This is a genomic window from Planktothrix paucivesiculata PCC 9631 (genome assembly GCF_900009265.2).
GTDB lineage: Bacteria > Cyanobacteriota > Cyanobacteriia > Cyanobacteriales > Microcoleaceae > Planktothrix > Planktothrix paucivesiculata.
Window position 1 is genome coordinate 29,349 of the sequence record NZ_LR734991.1, and the last position, 22,274, is coordinate 51,622.

The 22,274-nt window shown below is 38.5% G+C and carries 14 protein-coding genes; 4 read left to right on the forward strand and 10 right to left on the reverse strand.

What is annotated here, in order from left to right; translation table 11 throughout:
• Nucleotides 1-112: 112 nt before the first annotated feature.
• Nucleotides 113-1,399 carry a carboxyl-terminal processing protease CtpC gene (gene ctpC, locus PL9631_RS02470; RefSeq protein WP_197046237.1) on the forward strand — a complete coding sequence of 429 codons (1,287 nt, stop codon included), beginning with the start codon at nt 113-115 and terminating at the stop codon, nt 1,397-1,399.
• A gap of 69 nt (nt 1,400-1,468) precedes the next feature.
• On the opposite strand, the gene PL9631_RS02475 is transcribed toward ctpC, so the two are convergent.
• The 3 genes from PL9631_RS02475 to PL9631_RS02485 all read right to left on the reverse strand — a co-directional run bounded on the left by PL9631_RS02475 (nt 1,469) and on the right by PL9631_RS02485 (nt 5,046).
• Nucleotides 1,469-2,878, reverse strand: a complete 1,410-nt coding sequence (locus PL9631_RS02475) for a DUF2079 domain-containing protein (RefSeq protein WP_083616642.1) — start codon at nt 2,876-2,878, stop codon at nt 1,469-1,471.
• A 27-nt stretch (nt 2,879-2,905) separates the two neighbouring features.
• Complete coding sequence (locus PL9631_RS02480) at nt 2,906-3,655, reverse strand: YbaY family lipoprotein (RefSeq protein ID WP_197046238.1); 750 nt, start codon at nt 3,653-3,655, stop codon at nt 2,906-2,908.
• A 65-nt stretch (nt 3,656-3,720) separates the two neighbouring features.
• The gene (locus PL9631_RS02485) at nt 3,721-5,046 is read right to left on the reverse strand and encodes a hypothetical protein (protein ID WP_231516615.1); all 1,326 of its coding nucleotides are present in this window, start codon (nt 5,044-5,046) and stop codon (nt 3,721-3,723) included.
• Between the two features lie 250 nt (nt 5,047-5,296).
• Here PL9631_RS02485 and PL9631_RS02490 point away from each other — a divergent pair, with 250 nt between their 5' ends.
• Together PL9631_RS02490 and PL9631_RS02495 are read left to right on the forward strand one after the other, a co-directional pair.
• Entirely contained in the window at nt 5,297-6,382 is a 1,086-nt protein-coding gene (locus PL9631_RS02490) for an AI-2E family transporter (RefSeq protein WP_083616646.1), read from the forward strand.
• 123 nt (nt 6,383-6,505) lie between these two features.
• Entirely contained in the window at nt 6,506-7,573 is a 1,068-nt protein-coding gene (locus tag PL9631_RS02495; RefSeq protein WP_083616648.1) for an ABC transporter permease, read from the forward strand.
• A gap of 4 nt (nt 7,574-7,577) precedes the next feature.
• Here the strand turns inward: PL9631_RS02495 and PL9631_RS02500 are convergent, their stop codons facing one another.
• The 5 genes from PL9631_RS02500 to PL9631_RS02520 all read right to left on the reverse strand — a co-directional run bounded on the left by PL9631_RS02500 (nt 7,578) and on the right by PL9631_RS02520 (nt 20,039).
• Nucleotides 7,578-9,215 carry an HD-GYP domain-containing protein gene (locus PL9631_RS02500; RefSeq protein WP_083616650.1) on the reverse strand — a complete coding sequence of 546 codons (1,638 nt, stop codon included), beginning with the start codon at nt 9,213-9,215 and terminating at the stop codon, nt 7,578-7,580.
• 95 nt (nt 9,216-9,310) lie between these two features.
• Complete coding sequence (locus PL9631_RS02505; protein ID WP_083616652.1) at nt 9,311-9,592, reverse strand: 4a-hydroxytetrahydrobiopterin dehydratase; 282 nt, start codon at nt 9,590-9,592, stop codon at nt 9,311-9,313.
• A 560-nt stretch (nt 9,593-10,152) separates the two neighbouring features.
• On the reverse strand, nt 10,153-10,647 hold the full coding sequence (locus PL9631_RS02510) for a phosphoribosyltransferase (protein ID WP_083616654.1): 495 nt from the start codon (nt 10,645-10,647) through the stop codon (nt 10,153-10,155).
• Between the two features lie 206 nt (nt 10,648-10,853).
• Complete coding sequence (locus tag PL9631_RS02515) at nt 10,854-17,132, reverse strand: AAA family ATPase (protein ID WP_083616656.1); 6,279 nt, start codon at nt 17,130-17,132, stop codon at nt 10,854-10,856.
• Nucleotides 17,133-17,324: 192 nt separating this feature from the next.
• Nucleotides 17,325-20,039, reverse strand: a complete 2,715-nt coding sequence (locus PL9631_RS02520; RefSeq protein ID WP_083616658.1) for a pentapeptide repeat-containing protein — start codon at nt 20,037-20,039, stop codon at nt 17,325-17,327.
• 93 nt (nt 20,040-20,132) lie between these two features.
• Between PL9631_RS02520 and PL9631_RS02525 the strand changes: the two genes are divergently transcribed.
• Complete coding sequence (locus PL9631_RS02525) at nt 20,133-21,134, forward strand: HEAT repeat domain-containing protein (RefSeq protein ID WP_083616660.1); 1,002 nt, start codon at nt 20,133-20,135, stop codon at nt 21,132-21,134.
• 123 nt (nt 21,135-21,257) lie between these two features.
• On the opposite strand, the gene PL9631_RS02530 is transcribed toward PL9631_RS02525, so the two are convergent.
• The gene (locus tag PL9631_RS02530; protein WP_083616662.1) at nt 21,258-21,863 is read right to left on the reverse strand and encodes a hypothetical protein; all 606 of its coding nucleotides are present in this window, start codon (nt 21,861-21,863) and stop codon (nt 21,258-21,260) included.
• Complete coding sequence (locus tag PL9631_RS02535) at nt 21,860-22,240, reverse strand: DUF1823 family protein (protein WP_083616664.1); 381 nt, start codon at nt 22,238-22,240, stop codon at nt 21,860-21,862. The genes PL9631_RS02530 and PL9631_RS02535 overlap by 4 nt, the downstream gene beginning before the upstream one ends.
• Between the last annotated feature and the right edge of the window lie 34 nt (nt 22,241-22,274).

Below are 22,274 nucleotides of genomic sequence, written 5' to 3' on the forward strand. Positions count from 1 at the left end.
GGAGGTAGGGGGAGTTTTGATTCGTGAGGGCTTCTGAAAACCCGAAAGCTGAAACCTGTGCTAAATTGGGCGTATTGATATTAAAATTTCTATTTTCTAGTTCAGCAAACCGATGGTGATTTCAAGAAGTGGGCTGGTTCTTGGGGCAACGGCAGTAATGTTAACGGCTGTAACTGTTGCGGGGGCGGGGATTCATCTTTCGAGTCAGGCTTCTTTTCGGGAAAGCCCAAAGGAGTTGATTGATGAAGTCTGGCAGGTGATCCACAAAAGTTATGTGGATGGCACATTTAATCAGGTGGACTGGTCGGCTACTCGCACCGAATATTTAAACCGGAACTATACCGACGACGAACAGGCTTACAAAGCCATTCGGGAAATGTTGAAGAAGCTAGATGACCCCTATACTCGCTTCATGAACCCCGAAGAATTCAAAAATATGCAAATTGACACCTCCGGGGAGTTGACGGGGGTAGGGATTCAATTAACCCAGGATGAAGACACGAAAAAGTTAGTGGTGATTTCACCAATTGAGGATTCTCCCGCTTTTAGTGCTGGAGTTCAATCCCAGGATATTATTACCGAAATTGATGGCCGTAGTACCGAGGGCATGGATATTAATGCAGCGGTGAGTTTAATTCGCGGGCCAGTGGGTACGAAGGTTAATATTAAAGTTCTTCGGGGCGATAAACCTTTGGATTTTAATATTACTCGCGATCGCATTGAAATCCATCCGGTTCGTGCTTCTAAAAATCCTAGTTCTAGGGGAGATATTGGTTATATTCGCCTAAATACTTTTAGCGCCAATGCTTCAGAAGAAATGCGAGAAGCGATTAATGATTTAGAAAAACAAAATGTCTCCGGTTATATCCTAGATTTACGCTCAAATCCGGGGGGTTTACTCTATTCTAGTATTGAAATTGCGCGGATGTGGCTGAATCAAGGAGATATTGTTTCTACGGTTGATCGTCAGGGTGAAACCGACCGTCAAAAGGCAAATAATCGGGCTTTAACCACTAAACCTTTAGTAATTTTAGTCGATGGTGGATCAGCCAGTGCCAGCGAAATTTTATCTGGTGCATTACAGGATAATAAACGGGCAGTTTTAGTAGGAACAAAAACCTTTGGAAAGGGGTTAGTTCAGTCGGTTAGAGGCGTGGGAAAAGGTTCAGGTTTAGCCGTAACTATTGCTAAGTATTTTACCCCCAGTGGTCGAGATATTAACCATGAAGGAATTCAACCGGATGTTAAAGTTGAACTGACCGAAAAACAACGGGATGAATTAAGAAAAGATCGGACTAAAGTGGGGACAACGAGTGATCCTCAATATGTGAAGGGGTTGGAAATTCTCGGTGCTGAAATTTCCAAAACTAAACAGGGAACTCAAGCTCAGTCTAAATAATTAAAAGTTGTTGGGCTTGTTGTTGGGCTTTAGCCCCATCTTTCCGGGCTTTATCCCAACAACGAAAGATTATTTTAAAACAGAATCTTGTTCAAATAACCAAACATCATCCTGATGATATTTTAATTGAAAATCAGGATGATTTTTTAATCGATTTACTAATTCGCTCACTAATTCGGGAGAACTCGGCCATCCGGGGTGACGTTGGTTTAATAAAACATATTGAAAGGGTTCTAAATCGGTCTGTTCTCGTCCTTGGATCGCTAATTGGAGGATAGGACGGTGGGTGAGGTGGGGGGCAATTTTATCCGTTGTTAACACCGGATTTTGGGTTTTAATATAGGTTAGGGCTTCCCGTGTAGCTTGCCAATTATCGAGGGTTTGGAGATATCGGGAGGCGAAATAACCATATTTAGCTAAGGCGAAAAAGCAAATTAAAGACCATAAAATTATCCATTTTTTTTGTTTTATCCATCCTCCCCCTGTGGATAAATTGGCAATAATAGCTAATAAAAGAAATGGGAAAATAGTTAAGGAATATTGTTGGGTTAAGTTCTTCATTTGGGGATTTTCGGCTAACAGATTTAAAAATAAAATTGGTGCCGCCCCCATTAAAGGAGTTAAATGTCGCCAAGAGAGTCCCCAAATTAAGGGAATTAAGAGTAAAAATAAATACTCTAAATTAGCTAAGGTCAAGATTTTACTTAATACTAATCCAGGTTTTAATATAATATTTAAGGTGATTTCAAATAGAGAATTTCCCAGGAAACTATAGACTCCAACGGCGATGGGGGGCGCTTGGGAAAAGTGGGGGATAATCCATTCTGTAGAGAGGAAAAACCAGCCAAGTCCTGAAATAATTGCGATCGCAGCACAACGGCGTTTTTTCTCAAATATCCATAACCAAATCCCCATGGCTATTAATACTAAAGATAAAACTTCTTTACAGCCTAAAATAATAAAAACTGAGATAATAAAGCCTAAAATATGATTATTTCTAGCGGCTAAAACAGCATATAAAATTGCTGGTAAGGCAATAACTTCGGGGTGAAAATCAAATAAATTAACATTAAAAATTAAAGGATATAATAGATAGACAAATCCTAGGGTTTGAGCTTGGGTTTCTTTTAATCCCGCTTGTAAAGATAGTTGATAAGTGGGTAATGCACCGAGGGAAAGGCAAATTGCTTGAATAGCAAATAACCAATGAATATCGGGGTAAATTTTATAAAATAGGGCAATAATATACAAAATATAGGCAGCATGATCCCCTAAAATATGTAACCCTCGAAAGTAAACAAAGGGTTCTTGTCCCTGACTAATTAAGTAAATGCCATTATCAAAAATTCCTAAATCATAGGCGTTAGATTGAAAGAAAAAATGCCGTAAACTACTACAAGCAAACAAAATCAAACTACTAATAACAACTCCCATTAATACGGGATTAATTTTGATTTTGTTGTCAGAAAAAAAGATCATATTTTTTGACTTTTATCCCATTATATTCTAATTTACAGGTTGAACAATAATTTCTATAGTATTAGGATTACCCTGAGTAATCACTCGATCTTGATTCATATTAGCCCAAGTTAATCGCCCATCAATATAAATTTCAGCCCGAATAATATAAATCCCATTCGGTTGAATATCATTGGGATTATAAATTAAAGAAAAGGGAACAGGAACCTGTTGACCGCGTAAAGGATTTGTTTGTTGAGTAATCGTTCGAGGCGCGTTATTAAAACGACTCACATCTTGTAATCTAACAATAACTGTTGCATTGGGCGGTAAAGCAATCCGTTGACGGTAAGTAACTGTTCCGGTAACTTTTGACTCTTGGGGTGTTTGATTGACGGGATTTCCTTGCATTCTTAATACCCTTTCTGTAATCGGTCTGGGATTATTATGGGGTTGAATGATAAAGGTAGTCGAGTTAACTTGATAGGAGGCTTTTTGAGACGTTCCTACATAACTATTTCCCTGCGCTTGAACCGGAAATCGATCAAAAAGTTGTTCATTTCTAAAGCTGACTACCATCAATAACCCCCCTTGTCCACGACAAATATTAATATGATAATTCTGTGTCATAAAATAGGCTTCCTGGGGTACACCGCGACAGCCCTGGGTGGCAAAATCTAAAGCTCTTTGTGCGAGTGTTGGGGGAATAAAACCGATGGTGGGGGTTAAGGTTAATACGGTGGAAGCGACTAATAAGGGGACAAAAAAATGAGTTTTATTCTGACTGTTGATTTTCATGATCATTTCTCCTTTTCAGAAACTTTAACCTTAATTATATCATTATTTTTGTATTTGATTAACCCTCAACTCACCCAAAGATGTTGGGCAAAGCGGACTGAAAAACTAATCAGTAACAGGGCAAAAAATCCCAAGGTTAGATAACCCCAACGGCGATGATGGGATAACATCACTCCCAGGGCGAGACTGGTGGAAACAATTCCGTAAACTAAACGACTTAAAGAAATAGTTCCCCCAGAAGCCAATAATAAACCCAAGGCAAAAAAGCCATAATTAACCGCGACTAAACTCACTTGATGACGTAAATACCAGAGTAAATAACCACTCCCTAAAATAATCGTTGTATTCAGGAAAGGATCACCCGCAATTAGCCATAAAATGATCATTAATATAAATAAACTATAATCAAGTTTTGCCCTTCCTAATTGATGTCGATACCGCCAAATACAATATCCTATTATAGCAATTATGATCACTAAAAGTGGATGCCAAGGGTCTACTATTGTGCCTTGTTTCCAATTCTGAGAACCGATCAAAATTTGCATGATCATTTTTAACCATCCCTGACTATCAAATCCTGTTTGGCGTTGCCATTGGGTATGTTGGACGGTAATAAAAGCAATGGGATTATTAAATTTTATCCAACAATAGAGACTATAAAATAATAAACCACAACCACTTAATAAACCGGATAAATAGGCAACTTTAGGCTTTCGTTGTTGCCAGGATGTTATTATAAAAGCCGGAATTAAAGCCAGTCCAGTAATGCGGGTAGCCGTGGCTAAACTTCCCCATAAAATTACTTGGGGATATTTTTTTAAATCAAATGCTCGTAGGGCAGCGGTACTCAAAAATAAAAACAAACCTTCAGTATAAATTACACTGCCAAAAACAGAGAGAGGACACCAAGCTAAAACAGCCGTCACCCAACGGGCAACTTGAGAACTATTAGTGGTTTCAACCCATTTATAGAGTAAAATTAAAGCCCCAAAAAAAGCAAAGTTATTAATTAAAGTTCCTGCCACTTCAAAGGTTAAACCTAAATTCATTAACCCACGAATCAATAAAGGAAATAGGGGGAAAAATGCCACATTTCCACCAGGTTCGGTCTGATTAATTAATTCATATCCAGAGGTAGCAATACCTTGATATAAGGGGCTATCCCAAGCCGAAAATATTTGCCAACCCCATACAATTTTTAATGTTTCTGCTTCAGAGGAAACCTGATGCAATTGGGCAGTTATAAAAAATGCTAATAAAATAAGACTGCGACTAAGTACCCCCATACTGATTGCAAAAACAACTCCTCGGGATTGACAAAATCGGCTAACTTCGATTAAAAAATCCTTTAATTTTGCCAGAATTGGAGTTAGACTCTTAATTAAATTCATCGGTTAAGTTTTCTGCCCCCTGCACGGGTGAATAATTATGGATTTGAGTTTATAAGTAAAGTAATTGTATCAAGAATGAGGCAATTATAAATCGCTTGTAATATTTGGGGGTGTATCAACCCTCATCAGTCATCAGTCATCAGTCATCAGTCATCAGTTAACAGTTAATAGTTAATTACCTATTCCCTATTCCCCGTTATATGCCAAAATAGGGTAAACTACTGTAGGTTTTCAGGTTTCGATTTTTCCCATGAGCAATTCTATTTTTTCGCCCTTACAAAATCGGTTACTCACTTGTTTACTTATTTTAGTAGTGGGTTGGTTAAGTTTTCAGTTATTAGGCTATGTTGGAGAATTAATTAGTTTATTAGTTACCTCTGGATTAATTGCTTTTTTACTAAACTATGCCGTAGCTAAATTAGAGCGCTTTATTCCTCGGGGTCTAGCGGCAGCTTTAGTCTATTTAGTGGCTATTTTAGCCTTTGTAATTATTGGGTTAACTATTGTCCCTCCCGTCTTCAATCAGGGACGACAATTCGTTACTCGCTTACCCGAATTAATTGAATCGGGACGACAACAGTTAGCAGAATTTCAAGTCTGGAGTGTTGACCGCAATTTACCCTTTGATGTAGGAATTTTACAGCAACAACTCTTGTCCAAGATTCAAGGAACCATTGAACCCATTTTTGCCGGGAGTTTGGGTATAGTTCTCGGAACATTTAATTGGTTTTTTGACTTGATTTTTATCTTAGTAATTGCCTTTTATATGTTATTAGATGGGGAACGATTATGGAAAATTTTAATCACCATCCTCTCCCCACAAATTAGAGAAGTAATCACGATTTCTCTTAAACGAAATTTGAAAAAATTTGTCCTGGGACAAACCTTGCAAGGGGTGTTTATGGCATCGACTTTAACCATTGCCTTTTTTATGCTTAAAGTGCCCTATTTCCTATTATTTGCGGTTGTCATTGGATTACTGGAAATTATTCCCTTTGTGGGGGCGACATTAGGCATTGGGAGTGTCACCGTTATTGTGGCTTTTATTGATTGGTGGATGGCTTTACAAGTGTTAGCAGTTGCGGTTGCCATTCAACAAGTGAAAGACAATATTGTTGCTCCTCGAATTATGGGAGATTTAACGGGATTAAGCCCCGTTGTGATTTTCAGCGCTTTATTATTAGGTGGAAAACTCGGAGGACTACTAGGATTTATTCTAGCAATTCCCATGGCAGGGGTGATTAAAAGTATTGTGGAAGTTGTTTTTGATCCGACTTTACCCCCTCAAACGGGTTCATTTTTTTATAATCCTTTAAATTCACAAGATGAGGTATAAGAGGGGAATTATGAATTACGAATGGGGAATACTTCGACTTCGCTCAGTAACAGGGGAATAGAGGAAAATATTTCCAAAAATAAAGATCAATTTTAGTATTTTGAGAGTGAAAAAATCTGAACTATGAAATGGTGGCAACGACTAAAAAAGAATCCTTTAGCTCAATTGGGAGCCGGAATTTTACTGTTATTTTATTTGGTGGTAATTGCGGCGAATTTTGTTGCTCCCTATAGCCCATATCAATCTCAACTGAATGCTTCTTTATTACCCCCGACCCAAATTTATTGGTATGATCAACAGGGGCAATGGATTGGCCCCCATGTTTATCCTACAACCCAAGGCCCCGTTGATATTGAAACCGGAAAACGAGCCATTAATGTTGATCGAAGTCAGCCAAGTCCTGTGCGATTATTTGTGCCTGGAGAACCCTATAAACTGCTAGGAATCATTCCTTTTAATCGTCATTTATTCGGGACGGTGGGGCCTGGGAAAATCAACTTACTCGGCACAGATGAACAGGCTAGAGATCAGTTTAGTCGCCTAGTTCATGGGGGGCGAGTTAGTCTGAGTATTGGATTAGTAGGAATTATGATTTCTTTCCCGTTAGGAATGATTTTTGGGGGAATTTCTGGCTATTTTGGGGGATGGTTAGATAGTTTTATTATGCGAATTGTTGAAGTTTTAATGACGATTCCAGGGTTGTATTTATTGGTGGCATTAGCAGCTATTTTACCTCCAAAAATTAGCAGTACCCAGCGTTTTTTATTGATTGTGGTGATTATTTCTTTTATTGGTTGGGCAGGTTTAGCGCGGGTGATTCGAGGGCAAGTTTTATCAATTAAGGAACAACAATTTGTGCAAGCATCAAGGGCAATTGGAGCCAGTCCGTTGTATATTATTACTCGTCATGTTTTACCCCAAACCGCTACTTATTTGATTATTTCGGCTACCTTATCAATTCCTAGTTTTATTATTTCAGAATCGGTTTTAAGTTTCATTGGATTAGGAATCCAACCCCCCGATCCCTCCTGGGGAAATTTACTTTCTTCTGCCACCAATGCCTCAATTTTAGTCTTACAACCTTGGTTGATTTGGCCGCCCGCCATTTTAATTATTTTAACGGTTTTAGCCTTTAATTTATTAGGAGATGGGTTAAGGGATGCCCTTGATCCTCGCAGTATTCAACGATAAAATTCTAGGCTAATTCCATCACCACATCAATACTATGTCCTAATACTTCATAAACTTTGCGTTGTTTAAATAGTTCTAAACAATCGGCATTAATGGTATTTTTAGAGGCCTCTTGTTGTAGAATTTTTAAAGCGGTAACGGTGGGTAATCCGCTTTTATAAGGGCGATCGCCAGCCGTTAAAGCATCATAAATATCGGCGATCGTAATAATTTGGGCTTGAATAGGAATATCCAGGGCTGTTAACCCGAGTGGATACCCAGTTCCATTCAGTTTTTCATGGTGTCGATAGGCAATCATGGGAACATTTTTTAAGTCATTTGTCCAGGGAATTTGTTTTAAAAATGCGTAGGTATAACTAACATGGGATTCAATACTTTCTCGTTCTTCTGGGGTTAAAGTCCCTTGATGAACCAATAGTTGATCGATTTCTTCTGGAGTTAATAAAGGTTTCATTTCTCCATCTAAATCGCGGTAGGTTATTTGGGCAACTTCTCGCAGTTGATTTAAGGGAATTTCCGCTAATACTTTTGGTTCATTGGCTTCTAATAAAATCGTCCAATATTTGCTTAATTTATTAACAGATTGTGATAAATTTGTATCCGAGTCTTGCAGAGATTTACAAAATACACATTCTTCTTCCTGGGGCAGCTTTTGGGCAGAATGTTGCAGCAAATGTTCATATTTTGTCTGAATCGATTCTGCTTCTAAGGTGCGTTGAGCTAGGGCAAATCGATGACGGATGACCTCTAATTGAGAAGGATAGAGTTTTTTCGGTTTGGTTAAAATAGCTTCGGGAACCCCCACTTTTCCAAAATCATGTAATAAAGCTGCATAGCGTAATTCTTGCAGTTGACGCTCACTAAACGTAATATTAGAGAGGGAACCAAAGTTAGTTTGATTCACTTCTTGACTCAAACGAACGGCTAATTCTGCAACTCTTTCTGAGTGACCACAGGTGCAAGGATCTCGGGCTTCAATCACTTCTACCGATGCTTTAACAAACCCCTCAAATAAATGTTCAATACTGTCTTGTAAATGGTTTCTTTCAATAGAAATAGCTGCTTGGGAAGCCAGCGATCGCAAAATTCGCTCCTCCCATTTAGAATAGGATTGTGTAACTTCTACCGCATTTTCTGGCGTAATCTTGACATCATGGTTAACCTTACGATTAATTAATTGTAAGACCCCGATCACTTCCCCTTTGCGGTTTTGCATCGGAACTACTAAAACTGAACGGGTACGATAACTAATATTTTCATCAAAACTCCGATCCAGTTGATAGGGTTCATGTATGGGTAAATCGTAAGCATCGGGAATATTTAAAGAAACCGCATTTAAAGCCACATATCCGGCTAAACTCCGAGGAGTTAAAGGGATAGCAAATTCTTTAAAAGATAAGTTGGGTAAAGACGCATTCTGAGCGATTTTAAACAGTAATTTTGAGGTGTTATCACTGTGATCGAGAAGATATACGCTTCCCGCATCACTGGAGGTAATTTCACGACTTTTGGTTAAAATTAAATTGAGCAGGGAGCTTAAATCTTCAGTTCCAGATAAGGCTGTACCAATATCGAGAAGTTTCTCAATCAGTTCCGCTTGTTCATCAAATTCAGGCAAGAACTTGGGGTTACTAAAAATCATCTCTTTTCCACACAGCTAAAGCTGCGAATTCAAATGGGGAAATAGCAAAGGATCATAAAGTATTCTATCATAAACAATCAGCAGTATTCTTTGAATTAAACCAGTGCTGAAATTTCTTGCGCTAGGGCAAAATCTTTTGCTGTTAAACCCCCAGCATCATGACTGGTTAAGCTAATGGTCACCTTATTATAGGAAATTTCTATATCGGGGTGATGTCCAGCCGTTTCCGAAGGTTCAACAAGTTTATTCACAAATGCAATTGCTTCAATAAAATCTTTAAAGGTTTTGACTATTTTTAAATGCTTTCCTTCCACTTTCCAGTCGGGAACTTGACTAGAAAGTTCTTTAATTTCGCTAGAATTGAGTAGTGCAACCATGGGATTATTGGGGATAAAAATAAATTGATTATAAAAAAAATACTATCCGCCCTCACCCAGCCCTGGTTTTAGCCTTTGCCATTCCAGATCGGGCGAGAGCGGTCTAGCGGGTCTCTTGAATCGGAACCTGACTGCCGGAAGATCACTCTAATAAGTCCGGTTATCTAGGTCAACAAGTGTCCTAACAGAACACAGACTTGGCACTAGAGGACAGCCCCGGCGCACAGCCGGCATTTTCCAATCAAGTGACCCATGGGTTTACTACCTTCAATCATGGGCATCACCTCCTTGATTCCCTAAACGGTTTAATTCGTTCAGTGTTTACGCCTTTTAGAATAACACAGGATTTGGCAATTGCACGCCCCAATTGGTAAAAAAATCAAATACTTTCCCGGGGTAAAATTAAGATTTTGCAATCTATCGGGGAATGGGGAATGGGGAATTACGAATTACGAATTACGAATTACGAATGGTTGATGGGTAATACTTCGACTTCGCTCAGTAACAGGGTAGTGGGTAGTAGATTTTTAGGGATGGCATCAATATATTTTTCAACCGGGCTATTCTGACTTGGCTAAATTAAAGTTTTCATAACATTCAAAGGGTTGATGAATCCAAGGATTATCCGCTAGATAATCGATATAATAATCAGGGGCGATCGCCGAGCAACTTTTGTACCACAAAACGGCGGTTTTCATCTCTTGAATTTCAGGATAACGGGATTTTAACCAACCGATAGACTCTTGTAAACTAACCCCAGAATCCACTAAATCATCTACTAATAAAACCTGACTTCCTAATGTGTCTGTTGTCATCGTTAGGTGTTCAGCGAGTTTAATTCCTCCTCGAACTTTACCCCCAAATCCAGAATAGGATGACGTGGATAAAATTGCCAGGGGTTGATCAAAAATCCGAGATAAAATATCCCCCACTCGCAACCCTCCCCGTGCTAAACAGACAATTTGATTAAATTGCCATTGGGAGTCATAAACTTTTTGCGCTAAGGTTTCAATTTTCTGATGGTATTCTGTCCAAGAAATATACAGATCGCTCATAATTAGGTAATGGGTAATGGGTAATGGGTAATGAGTAGTGGTAATCTATTTTCTGTTTTTAGAATAAGATTAATTATTATTCTAGTTTTCGATTTTAGCTTGTTTATTAAAAATTGTATATCTTACCCATAACTCATAACCCATTAGTAATTCGTAATTCGTAATTCGTAATTCGTAATTCGTAATTCGTAATTCGTAATTCGTAATTACCCATTACTCATTTTCGATAAACATCGTTCTAAATAAATTTGAGCCACTTGATCCTGGGGATTGCGATCCAGACATTCTTGGAATAATTTCGCCGCCTCTGAGTAACGTTCTAAATAATACTGCATTAATCCATACTCAAAGGTAGTTTTTGTGATTAATTTCCCCGCTTTAATCCCCGGTAAATCCGCATCAAACACCTCATAGACAGTAACAGCATCGGATTTTCCTTTGACTTTTACCCGATCAATAATTCTAATCGCGTATTGATTGGCGTCTTCTAAAGCCATAAAAGTCCAGTGGGTAATTAATAAAGAAACCCCATAATTTTTAGTTAAATTTTCAATTCGAGATGCCACATTCACCGAATCACTAATTACCGTACTATCCAGGCGATTTTTACCCCCCACAATTCCTAACATTAATCCGCCAGTATTAATTCCAATGCCAATTTTAATCGGGGGACGCTCGGGGCGTTGGCGGGTTTCATTATAGTCATTTAGTCGGGTAATCATTTCAACTCCAGCCCGCACAGCATCATCGGCAGATCCACCAAATAAAGCCATAATTTCGTCCCCAATATATTTATCAATAAACCCATAATTATCGACAATTGCAGGCTCCATGCGACTTAAAAAAGCATTAATAAATTTAAAATTATCTTCGGGAGTCATATCTTCAGACAGGCTAGTAAAATCCCGAATATCAGCAAATAAAATCGACATTTCTTTTTGAACAGCCGCCCCCAACTGCACTTCTACAATACTTTCATAGCCTAAAAAAGAAAGAAATTCATGGGGAACAAATCGCGCTGCTGCGTCAGTTAATTCAAATTCAGAATCTAGGGCTTGATCTAAATGAAGATTTAATTCTGAGAGTCTTTGCATAAATTGAATTCGTTCTTCTTCGGCTTGTTTTCGTTCAGTAATATCAACTACAAAACCTTCATAATACAGCAATTGATTCTGTTCGTTAAATACAGCCCGGGCATTTTCAGAAATCCAGATAATACTGCCATCTTTACGGTAGGCTTTGAATTCAAATCCTGAGACTTCTCCCTGCTGATCAATTAATCGTTTAAAATCTTCCCGGCGTTCACAATCAACATAAATTTCTTCTTGAACATTGGTAATCATCGACATTAAATCCCAGGGAGAATCATAACCTAAAATTCTGGCTAGGGCAGGATTTGCACTAATATAACGTCCTGTGGGTGTGGTTTGAAATAAGCCTTCACTGGCATTTTCAAAAATACTGCGATATTTTTCTTCAGCTTGTCTTAAAGCTCGTTCGGTTTGCTGACGTTTGGTAATATCTTGAAAAGCAAGAATTGCATAGGCTAAATCCCCCTGTTCGTCATAGGTTGGTGTCACCCAATTTTCAATCAAAATGGTTTCATCCCCTTGATTTACTTCTAAAATAAAGGTGGTGTCTGGGGTCGAATTAGAGAAATGATAATCGGGAATCGGGGCATAGGATAGATGGTTTTGAAACCCGTTAAGATAGGCTTGGTAAATATTAGATAGGGCATCACAGACCACCCCGGGAATAACTTTTGTTTTGAGTAATTCCTGAGCTTTTTGATTGGTATAATAGGGCTTTCCCGTCGGATCTAAAACAGCAACACCCACGGGAATCCCTTCTAAAAATTGTGTCATCTGTCGTTCATTATTTTTAACTTGAGAATAGAGTTTAGCATTATCAATGGAAATTGCAGCCTGAGAAAATAGGATTTTCAGAACTTCTAATCTTTCGGGGGTAAACACTGCGGTTGTTAAGTTATTTTCAAGATACAGAATCCCAATCAATTTCCCTCTATTTTGAATCGGAGTCATTAAAATAGATTTAGATTGATGGTGTTCTAAATAGGGGTCATGACGATATCGCGCTTCTTGACGAGCATCGGCTAAAATCACAAATTCTTGGGTTTGAATCACCGTATTCAGAATTAAAAGAGGCAGGTTTTCACTCTCCTCTACGGGTAGGGATTTTAGTAGAGAATGAATTTCAATCGATTCTCCATTTAAAGAGTTTAAACGGGCGATCGCTTCAATCACTAATTTTCCCGATTTTGACAAAATAATACAACATTTTTCCGCTCCGGCATTTTGAATCACGACTTGAATTAATCGTCTCAAAAGCTGCTCTAAATCAATTTCTTGAGATAGGGCTTGAGACGCTTTTGTTACCGTCGCTAAATCAAGAGCCGCCGAACCTCCATTACTACTTGATATAATCGTTTCTTCGGTATTTGTACTAATTGTAACTCCGGTTTTAGGGACAATAATTTGTTCCAAAATTGAATCTAAAAGTTGAGGATAACGATGTTCTAAATCCTTAACTTTAGCAAAAGCACCCCAATGGGCATAACCATAATAGGCATCGATTAAGTATACTCGAGCAATTTTTTCTTTTCCCCAATCCAAATAAAATTGAGCCGCTAATTCATAACCGAGGGCTTCTTCCTGAATAAATTGATGGGTTTTAGCCCAATCAATCGCTTGTTCAAAGGCTTCCATCACTTTAACATAATTCCCTTGAATTCGGTTATATTCGGATTCTACTAAATAAAAATAATGGGAAAAATTCACCGGGGTCAAAGTTGAATAGATTTTTAGTTTTTTAAGATTTAAGGCAATTTTTTCTAAAATCTGGGACTGTTGCTCCGCCGAATATTCAGAATAGAAAGCGAGATTAATTAAAGATTGATAACAGTAAAAAATCGGCAAGAAAACAAAATAAGTTTGTCCATCTAAATATAATTCCGCTTGTTGACACCATTCTCGCGCCTGTTGAAATTCTCCTAATTTATAGGTTAAAATCATCCAGTTTAAAGCCAATTGAAATGAAATTTCCTGGGAAGAATGCCCAATTTCACTAATTTTTGGGGTCGGGTTTTCAAAATACCTGGAAACATCAAGTTGGGTTTTTAGATCTAATTGGCTATTTAAAATTTTTAAGGTTTGATCATAGTGGGTCATGACCACAAGTTCTGATGGAGATTTTAACTCTCGAAACAGATGTAAAAATTGCTCAACTTCGGAGTCGAGTTCCGATATATCTTTGCCAACAATATTCGCTATTTCCAGATACGATCGCGCCAGACAATAACCTTGCTCACTATTTCCTATTTCTTGAGCTTGAAATGAGTAAAGTTTCAGGGGTGATAACAGATGTTTTAAGGAATATTTATAGGGTTTAATTAGGGTATAAACAAGTTTTTTAACATTAATTTTTAATTCATTATTTCCTAATTTGCAGGACAATTCTAAAGCCAGTTCTCCCATTTGATTCCCTAATTCAATATCTCCTTGAGTACACAGAATAAATCCGAAAGCTGCATAGACTAAACTGGATAAAGCGGTATTTCCTTCCTGACCGGATAAATTCACTAATGTGACCACCCACAAAGGAAATTGTTCAGGGAGTATAACGTAAGCTGAAGGAAAAGCGGCGGTTAAAATAGCAAATAAAGCGACTAAATTAGGATCGGATAATTTGGGTAAATCTAATAATTCTAACGGGTTTCTTCCCCCTAAATAAGTTATAAATTTTTGCTTTAATTCCTGCCAATTTTCTAAACCGGAATCATTCCCTAAACTAACACCCAGTTGTTGACAAACATCTAAAGCCAGATTCACAGCATTTTGATCTTGATTTTGAATTCTGTATCCTTGAATCAATAACTCATAAATTCTAACTTTATCTGATAGGGTTTTAGCCTGTTCTAATATAATTTTACCCCAATCATTCAGAGATTCAAAATCTTGACTCAGGGCCGCCACTTCTGTGGCTTCTGTATACAATTCTAAGGTTAATGGATAGTCCGTTTCCCAACTTTTGGCGGTCAATAATCCCATTCCAATCGCTAAATGTCCAATCGCCGTTGGATAGGCAGTGGCTATTTTTGCCTTTCGTCCAGCCATTAAATTAAATAGGGCTAATTGATGACGTTCGGGTTCAGATTTGATTAAACCCACACCTAAATTTAACTGATTAATAATATTTAATAACAGTTCCGGTGAAAGTTCAGTTAAAATTGTTTCTATAGGTTGATTAAACTGTTTTTTAATTTGATTTAATAATAACTTGCCTGTTTTTAAATGGGTCGCTTGTCGTTGAGAATTGGGAATTAAAAGATAGGCAGCTTGTTGAATTCGATCATGAATAAATTTATATTGATCAACTCCCGATTGTAATAGGGGCAAAGTTTCATCGGGATCAAATTTTGAACCCAATCTTACCTCCCTTTCCAGGGAATAAAAGGGATAAATTTCTTTAACAACCACAATCAATTGAGCCTGAGCCGCAACTTCTAAGGCTTGTAAGGTTTCTATATAGGCGGTTTCTGTGACCGTTGCTAAATCAAAAGCATTAAATTGGTGACCCAAACAGGCGGCAAATTTTAAAACTTCCTGGGTGGTTTCGGGTAATTGCTGTAATTGATAAACAATTAAATCTAAAATATTAGGGTTAACAAAACGAGTCTTAATATCGGTTAAATCACATTGCCAACCCCCAACTAAATTCTGATCGCCCAGGGAAGATTGAGGCGGATGAAACCAAATTAGTTCTTCTGTATATAAGGACTGGAGAAATTGACGTACAAAAAAAGGATTTCCTTGGGTTTGTTGGTTAACTAATTTGGTTAGGGGTTGAGCTAATTCTAAAGAACAAACTAATGTTTCTGCTATCATTTGATTAATCGCAGATTCTTCTAAGGGATTTAAAACAATCTGTTCAATCGGAGTTCCTAAATTGTTTAAGGTTTGTAGAGTTTCTGTTAAAGGATGGGTTTCTCCGATTTCTTGATCCCGATAGGCTAGAATTAAGACTAGGGCTTGAGATAAATTTTCAGGACTCATTAACACCTGAATTAATCTTAAAGATTCGAGATCTGCCCATTGTAAATCATCCAAAAAAATAATTAAGGGATGGGCTGGTTGAGCAAAAAGTTGAATTAAGTTTAGGATTAAACGATTAAACTGATTTTGATCAAGATTTGCTTCTAATTCAGAAGTTAAAACGGGCTGGTTTAATAAAGATTTAAGTTCGGGAATCACATCAACGAGAACCTGGGTTTTTTCTCCTAATGCTTCTATCAGTTTGGTTTTCCAATCTTCAACTTTTGCTGGAGTTTCTGTTAAGATTTGTTGAATTAATTGTTTAATTCCTTGTACCCATCCCCCAAAGGGGGTATTATTTCTCAATTGATCAAATTTACCGGATATAAAATAACCTTGATTTTGGATAGTTTTTTGATAAAACTCTTGAACCAGGGAGGATTTCCCGATGCCCGATTGACCTGTAATTACAATAATTTTGGATTTAATCTCTGGAAAAATTGAACTTAAACGAGCTAGTTCTGATTCCCGTCCATAAAACTTATTAGGAATAATAAAACGATCATTTAAGTCCATGGTTGCTAGAGGAAATAGCGGAATATCCCCCCTTGTTTCCCACTGTGCTAAACAAAATTCTAAATCATGTAATAATCCTGATGGGGTTTGATACCGTTCCTCTGGATTTTTAGCCATCAATTTTAAAACGATATTATTTAATATTAATGGTAAAGATGGTCTAATTTCAACTAGAGGCAAGGGGGAGAGCGCTAAATGGGCATGAATTAACTCTAAAGGTTCGGAAGATTGGAAGGGAAGTTTGCGCGTGAATAATTGATAAAGGGTAACACCTAAAGAATATAAATCCGTGCGATAATCAATGCCTCGATGGGTTCTTCCCGTTTGTTCAGGGGACATATAAGCTAAGGTTCCTTCTAATCCTCGGGGATTGAAATTTTCCTGATTTTGGCGGTCAAGTTGGGTGGAAATACTAAAATCGATTAGTTGAATTTTTAGGGTTTGGGGATGCACTAAAATATTTTGCAGCTTGACATCTTTGTGAATAATTCGATGTTGATATAACTGTTCTAAAATTCTGGTAATTTCCGTGGCAATTCTCAATAATTCACCCAAGGTAAATTCTCGACTCACCCAATAATCTGCCAGTGAAATATAACCTTGATCTTCCATAATCAAGGCAAACCCATTAGCATAGGTTTCTAAATCAATAATCGGAACAATTCCCTCTATATTTAGGTTTTTAGTAATCCGATATTGATTCCTAAATTCGATCAAGGATGCTACTGTTGGGTATTCACTGCGTAATAATTTAATCACCACAGGATACTGGTCGGACAACCGAATTCCACGATAAACGAGTGTTCTCGATCCGTTATAAATAGGGTTAAGAATCTGATAGCCAGGTAAAGTGATCATAACGGCATTCTCGCTTATCGAAACCGGAAAGGGGGTGTGGGTTAGTCAACAGTCACCAGTTCAATTGTTATCGGTTAGGAAAGGCAAGTTACGAAGCAATTGGGAATCAACGAATAACGGATATGATATCCCAAACTCTTTTAATCATAGTGGATCGGCGAGGGTTATTCACCGGCTGGGTGTTCATGATGTTCATATCCGACCCTCGGGTAATACCTCCCCATTCAAACTCGCTTCTGTGCAAGGGAGAACAGTTCCCTGGAGATTGGCACGGGAAAGGTCAGCCCGAGCCAGATTAGCCCCACTTAAATTAGCATCTTTTAAGTTAGCACCGATTAATTGTGCTTGACTGAGATCGGCATAGCTCAGGTCTGCTCGTCTGAGATCACAAGCATTCAATCGGGTCTGTTGTAAATTGGCACTGACTAACTTGACTCGCTGTAAGTTAGCACCGGTCATTTCGGTTTGACTTAAATTCGCTACGACTAATTTAGCTTGTTTTAAGTTGGCTTGGGTGAGATTGGCATTTTGGAGATTAGCTCCAATTAAATTAGCATAACTTAAATTGACTCCGGTTAAATCCAGACCCGATAGGTTGACGCCTTGAAAATTGCGATCGCCATTTTTATATCTTCGCATCAGTTCCCCCCTGGTGCTAATACTAATATCTCGTTGAGGTGAAAATATTAGGGGAAATGTCAAAGTATTTCCACTTTTGATCACCTGTGAAATTTCTTCATAAAGCGGATAGGAACCTAAACCAGTTAATCGTAACCAACCTCGAGAACGAGTCATGGCGACAAATAATTGATTACGAAAATTAAGATTATTTTCTGCGATCGCAATTTGCTCTAAACCGACAATATAAACCATATCTGCTTCCTGTCCCTTAGCTCGATAAATCCGAGAAATCGTCACCGCACCTTCACACCAAAATTGATTCCCATGGGCATAACTAGGTTTTAGAATATTACAATCTGCTGTTCCAGGAATAAAAATATCAATGCCTTGCTGAATTAAAAAGTTAGCAATATAAGTTTGCAATTGTATCGCTTCCCCACCGACTCCTAAAACAATTATTAAAATTTCTCGACTCGGACGCAACCCATCAATTTTTAAGTTATAAATTAGGCGATCGCATAAATCAATTAATTCTGCCGAACGGGAATGATAGGCTTCAAATTCAATCAAAGGTTTTTTCCATAACCGAGCCATGGGATTAAGTGAATTTTCTGCCGAACGTTTTAAAGTAATCGTTTCTCCGGTTTTAATAGAAGCATTAAAAAGAGATTTTCCCTTTGTTTTTAAAGTAGACAAAATTACTTCATAGCCTATCATTTCCCAGTCTTCTTTCCAAACACTTCCAGTTAATAATCCCTGGGAACGTAATAATCCTAAACCCAGACCATGAGCCGCCGTTAAAATTTCTCCGGGGACTCGATAAGATCGAGACATAATCTCGGTTTTTTGAATTCCATTACCATATTCCCCTGTAACTAATTGTCCCAATTCATCGCCAAATAACTCACTCGCCGTCGGAATCTTTAAACTCTCTAAACTTTGGATTTCATCATAGGCCCAAATTAATCGTTTTTGCGGAATTTCAGCACTATTACCCTTGGCAACTTCCACCGGACGTAAGGCTTGATAGGCCATCCAATAAAAAGGTTGTTTTCCCTCAAATTTCAGGTCATCATCCACCATAAAATCTTGACCTTCATCAATTAAAACCGCATCAAAAATAGTGGGAATAGTTGCGGATTTTAATAAATGTAAACAGGCTTCTGCGAAAGATTCATTAGCTTTTAAACGAGTCGTTTGTTGTAAACTTTGGCTCCAAACCCCCGCGGCTTGACAAATAGTTCGATAAAAACCCTGTTGATCCTTAGCTCCCCAAGCGTGGAGAACTTTTAATTTAGAATTTTCAGGATTATAGCTGATTTGATTACAACTAAATCGCCTTAAATATTGATCGACCTGTTGTAAAATCGGTTCATATAAACTGCGACTAAAAAATACTAAGGCAATATCCCATTCTGGATATTTTAGGTGCATTTGTACCGCTTTTTGACATAATAAAACGGTTTTTCCTGAACCTGCAACTCCGCGAATTCGTTGTGGCCCTGGGGGAATTACCTTAGCAATTTGTTCCTGTTGTAAATCCAATTCAGAAATACGTTGTCTGACCGTTTCTAATACCGCACTGCGGGTTAAAGAGGGTTCCAAATAATCCTTTGGACTCAAAAAAAATCGGCGAGTCGGCGTCCTTAATAACGGCGTCCCACTAATTACCGCCTTTAACACCTGCCATTGTTCCGGGGACATTATCCCCCCTTTTGCTACCAACGGTGCTGTTTTTATCCGTTCGATTAAACCCAACTTTTCCCCAGTTTCCCCTAACCCTATAGTTAAATCGTCTTGAAATAAAATCGGCGGACAACTCGGGAGCAGATCAAATCCTCGATACTGCCATTGAGATGCAGGAATCCGGGGTAAGGCGACTAATACACGACCCGCAACCTGTTGACGAAGAATTTTTTCTAAATGGCAATATTCTAATAAAGCATATAATTGATATTCGGCCTGTTGATAAGGGTTCAATTCGGTGGTATAAAATTCTTGTAGTTCCCAAAGATGACCTCTAATCCCGAGAATTTGTTCAATCGTGATTGATTTCACCTCAATAATAATTAATCCCCATTCTGCATCTACGATTAAAATATCAGGTTCCTTGCGAAACCGTCCCAGTTTCGAGAAGATCGGATAGCGCCAATAGGCAATACAATCTCGTTGGATAAAGCTTTGACAAATGCCAGTCCAGACTTGAGATTCCGCCTGTTCTCCCGCTAAAAATAGAGGTTCGGTGGCAATAAATTTGCGTTCTGGTAATTGGCCATCTCCGATCATTTTTATCAGGTTTCTTGCAACTACAGGTTAAACTAACAAAACGATTGATTCCCTGAATATCCACCCTAGCCAATTACAAATTTATTGAGTCTTATGGCTCCTTTTTATCGCCTGACCCTATTTCTATTGGTCTATATTGCCTCCTGGGGTGGAACATCCTACTTCAGTAGTAGGACTCTGGCTGCGGTTGACAACAAAACCCAAGCCCTGACAAACACAAGTGATCGCTTCACCACTCTACCTTTAGGGGGTTCCGATTTATCCTGGCAACTCGCCCAAACTAACCCCGAAAAACCCCCGACCCCAGACGCAAAAACACCCCCACCCGCCAAAAAATCAGGTTTCCGTCTCCCCTCAAAAGCATTAATTCTCGGGGTAGGGGCTTTAATTATCACGGTCGGGGCTATTTTAATCTTAATTCGGCTCATCAGTCCCTCCGATCCCGAAGAAGGCAAAGTTATTGATATTCAGGCGCCAACCCTCCCCAAATCTGACCCCAGCCCTGCCCCATCGGTCAAGGAACCCCCCCAAACGGCTCCCACCGTGATCCAGTTCTCAGAACAGAATAGTCATCAACAGGCGGCATTACAAATTTCTAAAACCGATACCCCACCGTCACCACACCCGGCGAGTTCCTCATTAATAACAGACGCTGCCCATGCTTCTAAACTCGATCCCCAGGAACAGTGGATTAATGATTTAAAACAGACTAACCCCAATATTAGGAATAATGCCATTTGGGAACTGGCTCAAGCCGGAGATTCTCGGGCAATTCAAGCATTATTAGAATTATTAATTAATTCCGACTCAAATCAACGCAGTTTAGTTTTAGCCGCCCTTTCAGAAATAGGAACTCGCACCTTAAAACCCCTAAACCGAGCATTAAGTTTGTCCCTTCAAGATGAAAATGCAGAAGTCAGAAAAAATGCCATTCGAGATTTAACCCGAATTTATGATTTAGCCACCCAAATGAGTCAAATTCTACAACGAGCCATGGATGATCCCGACCCTGAAGTTCAAGAAATGGCAAAATGGGCAACGGAGCGATTAAGCCGCCTTCGTGCTGTTGACCGTCGTGATGAACCTTTAGGGTAATTATGAATTACGAATTACGAATTACGAATTACGAATTACGAATTACGAATTACGAATTACGAATTACGAATTACCCATTACCTATTCCCTATTCCCTATTCCCTATTCCCTGTTCCCTGTTCCCTATTGCTTTAATTTTTCTGTAAAATCAATGCCTGTACCGCGACCATATTGACCATCTGAAACACCGTCCCGATTGGAGTCAAATAAGATAATCCAGGCTTCAAAATAACATTGTAATGTGACCGTTTCTTTACCATCGTCAGACACCAAAATATTAATATCACCTCCATGGGTTGCACAGTTAAAACTCATGCGTTCGACCTGTTGAGTATTTTGTTTTAAAACAGCCTGAATTTTGGGGTCATCACTGGCTATTTTTACGCCAAATTCTTGTTCATAACCCGGAAAAGGAAGAATCCCCAATTCTCGTCCAACCCTTTCTCCTCTATCTATTTTAGCTTCCCAACAGGTCAAATAAACAATTTTATTTTGATTCTCAGGAGTATAAACGAATAATCCTAATCTTTGAGGAGATGAACATTTTTTTTGATAATCTTGGGTTTTTTCAGGAAAATTAGACTGTAGTTTTTTCCAGAGGGTTTTACAGGATTCTGTTCCACAGTTTCCGACAATTTTGATTCTTGTGTCAGCCGAGGAAACCGGACTTAAAACTAAACTGATTCCAGTCAAAAAAACAGATAAACCCAATAATTTTAAGAGTTTCATATTAATTTCAGTTCTTTCATGTGGGATAATAACCAACTAGCCATGGTTGCCCGTCGAGTATCCCGAGGGTTAAATTCTCCGATTTTATACCCCTTAAAACCCAATTCTTCCTTGAGCAATTGTTTATTCTCTGCGGGAATAGAACGAGTTAATTTTACCGTTGCGGGACGACTTTCGATAAAATCAGGAGGTGCCGGATATTCGGTTTTCCAATGGGGCTCGGCATTTGTCCCATCCCATTGATCGGTTTCAGGATTATACCGATATCCTAGATAATACCAAACCAATTGATTAACAGTTGCATCATCAATATCTTGATTGATAATTGCCCAAATTGTATCGGCATTCAGGGGGGGAAGTTCCAGGGAATAGGTCATAGTCAAAAATTGAATCTTTCAGCTATTCCCTATT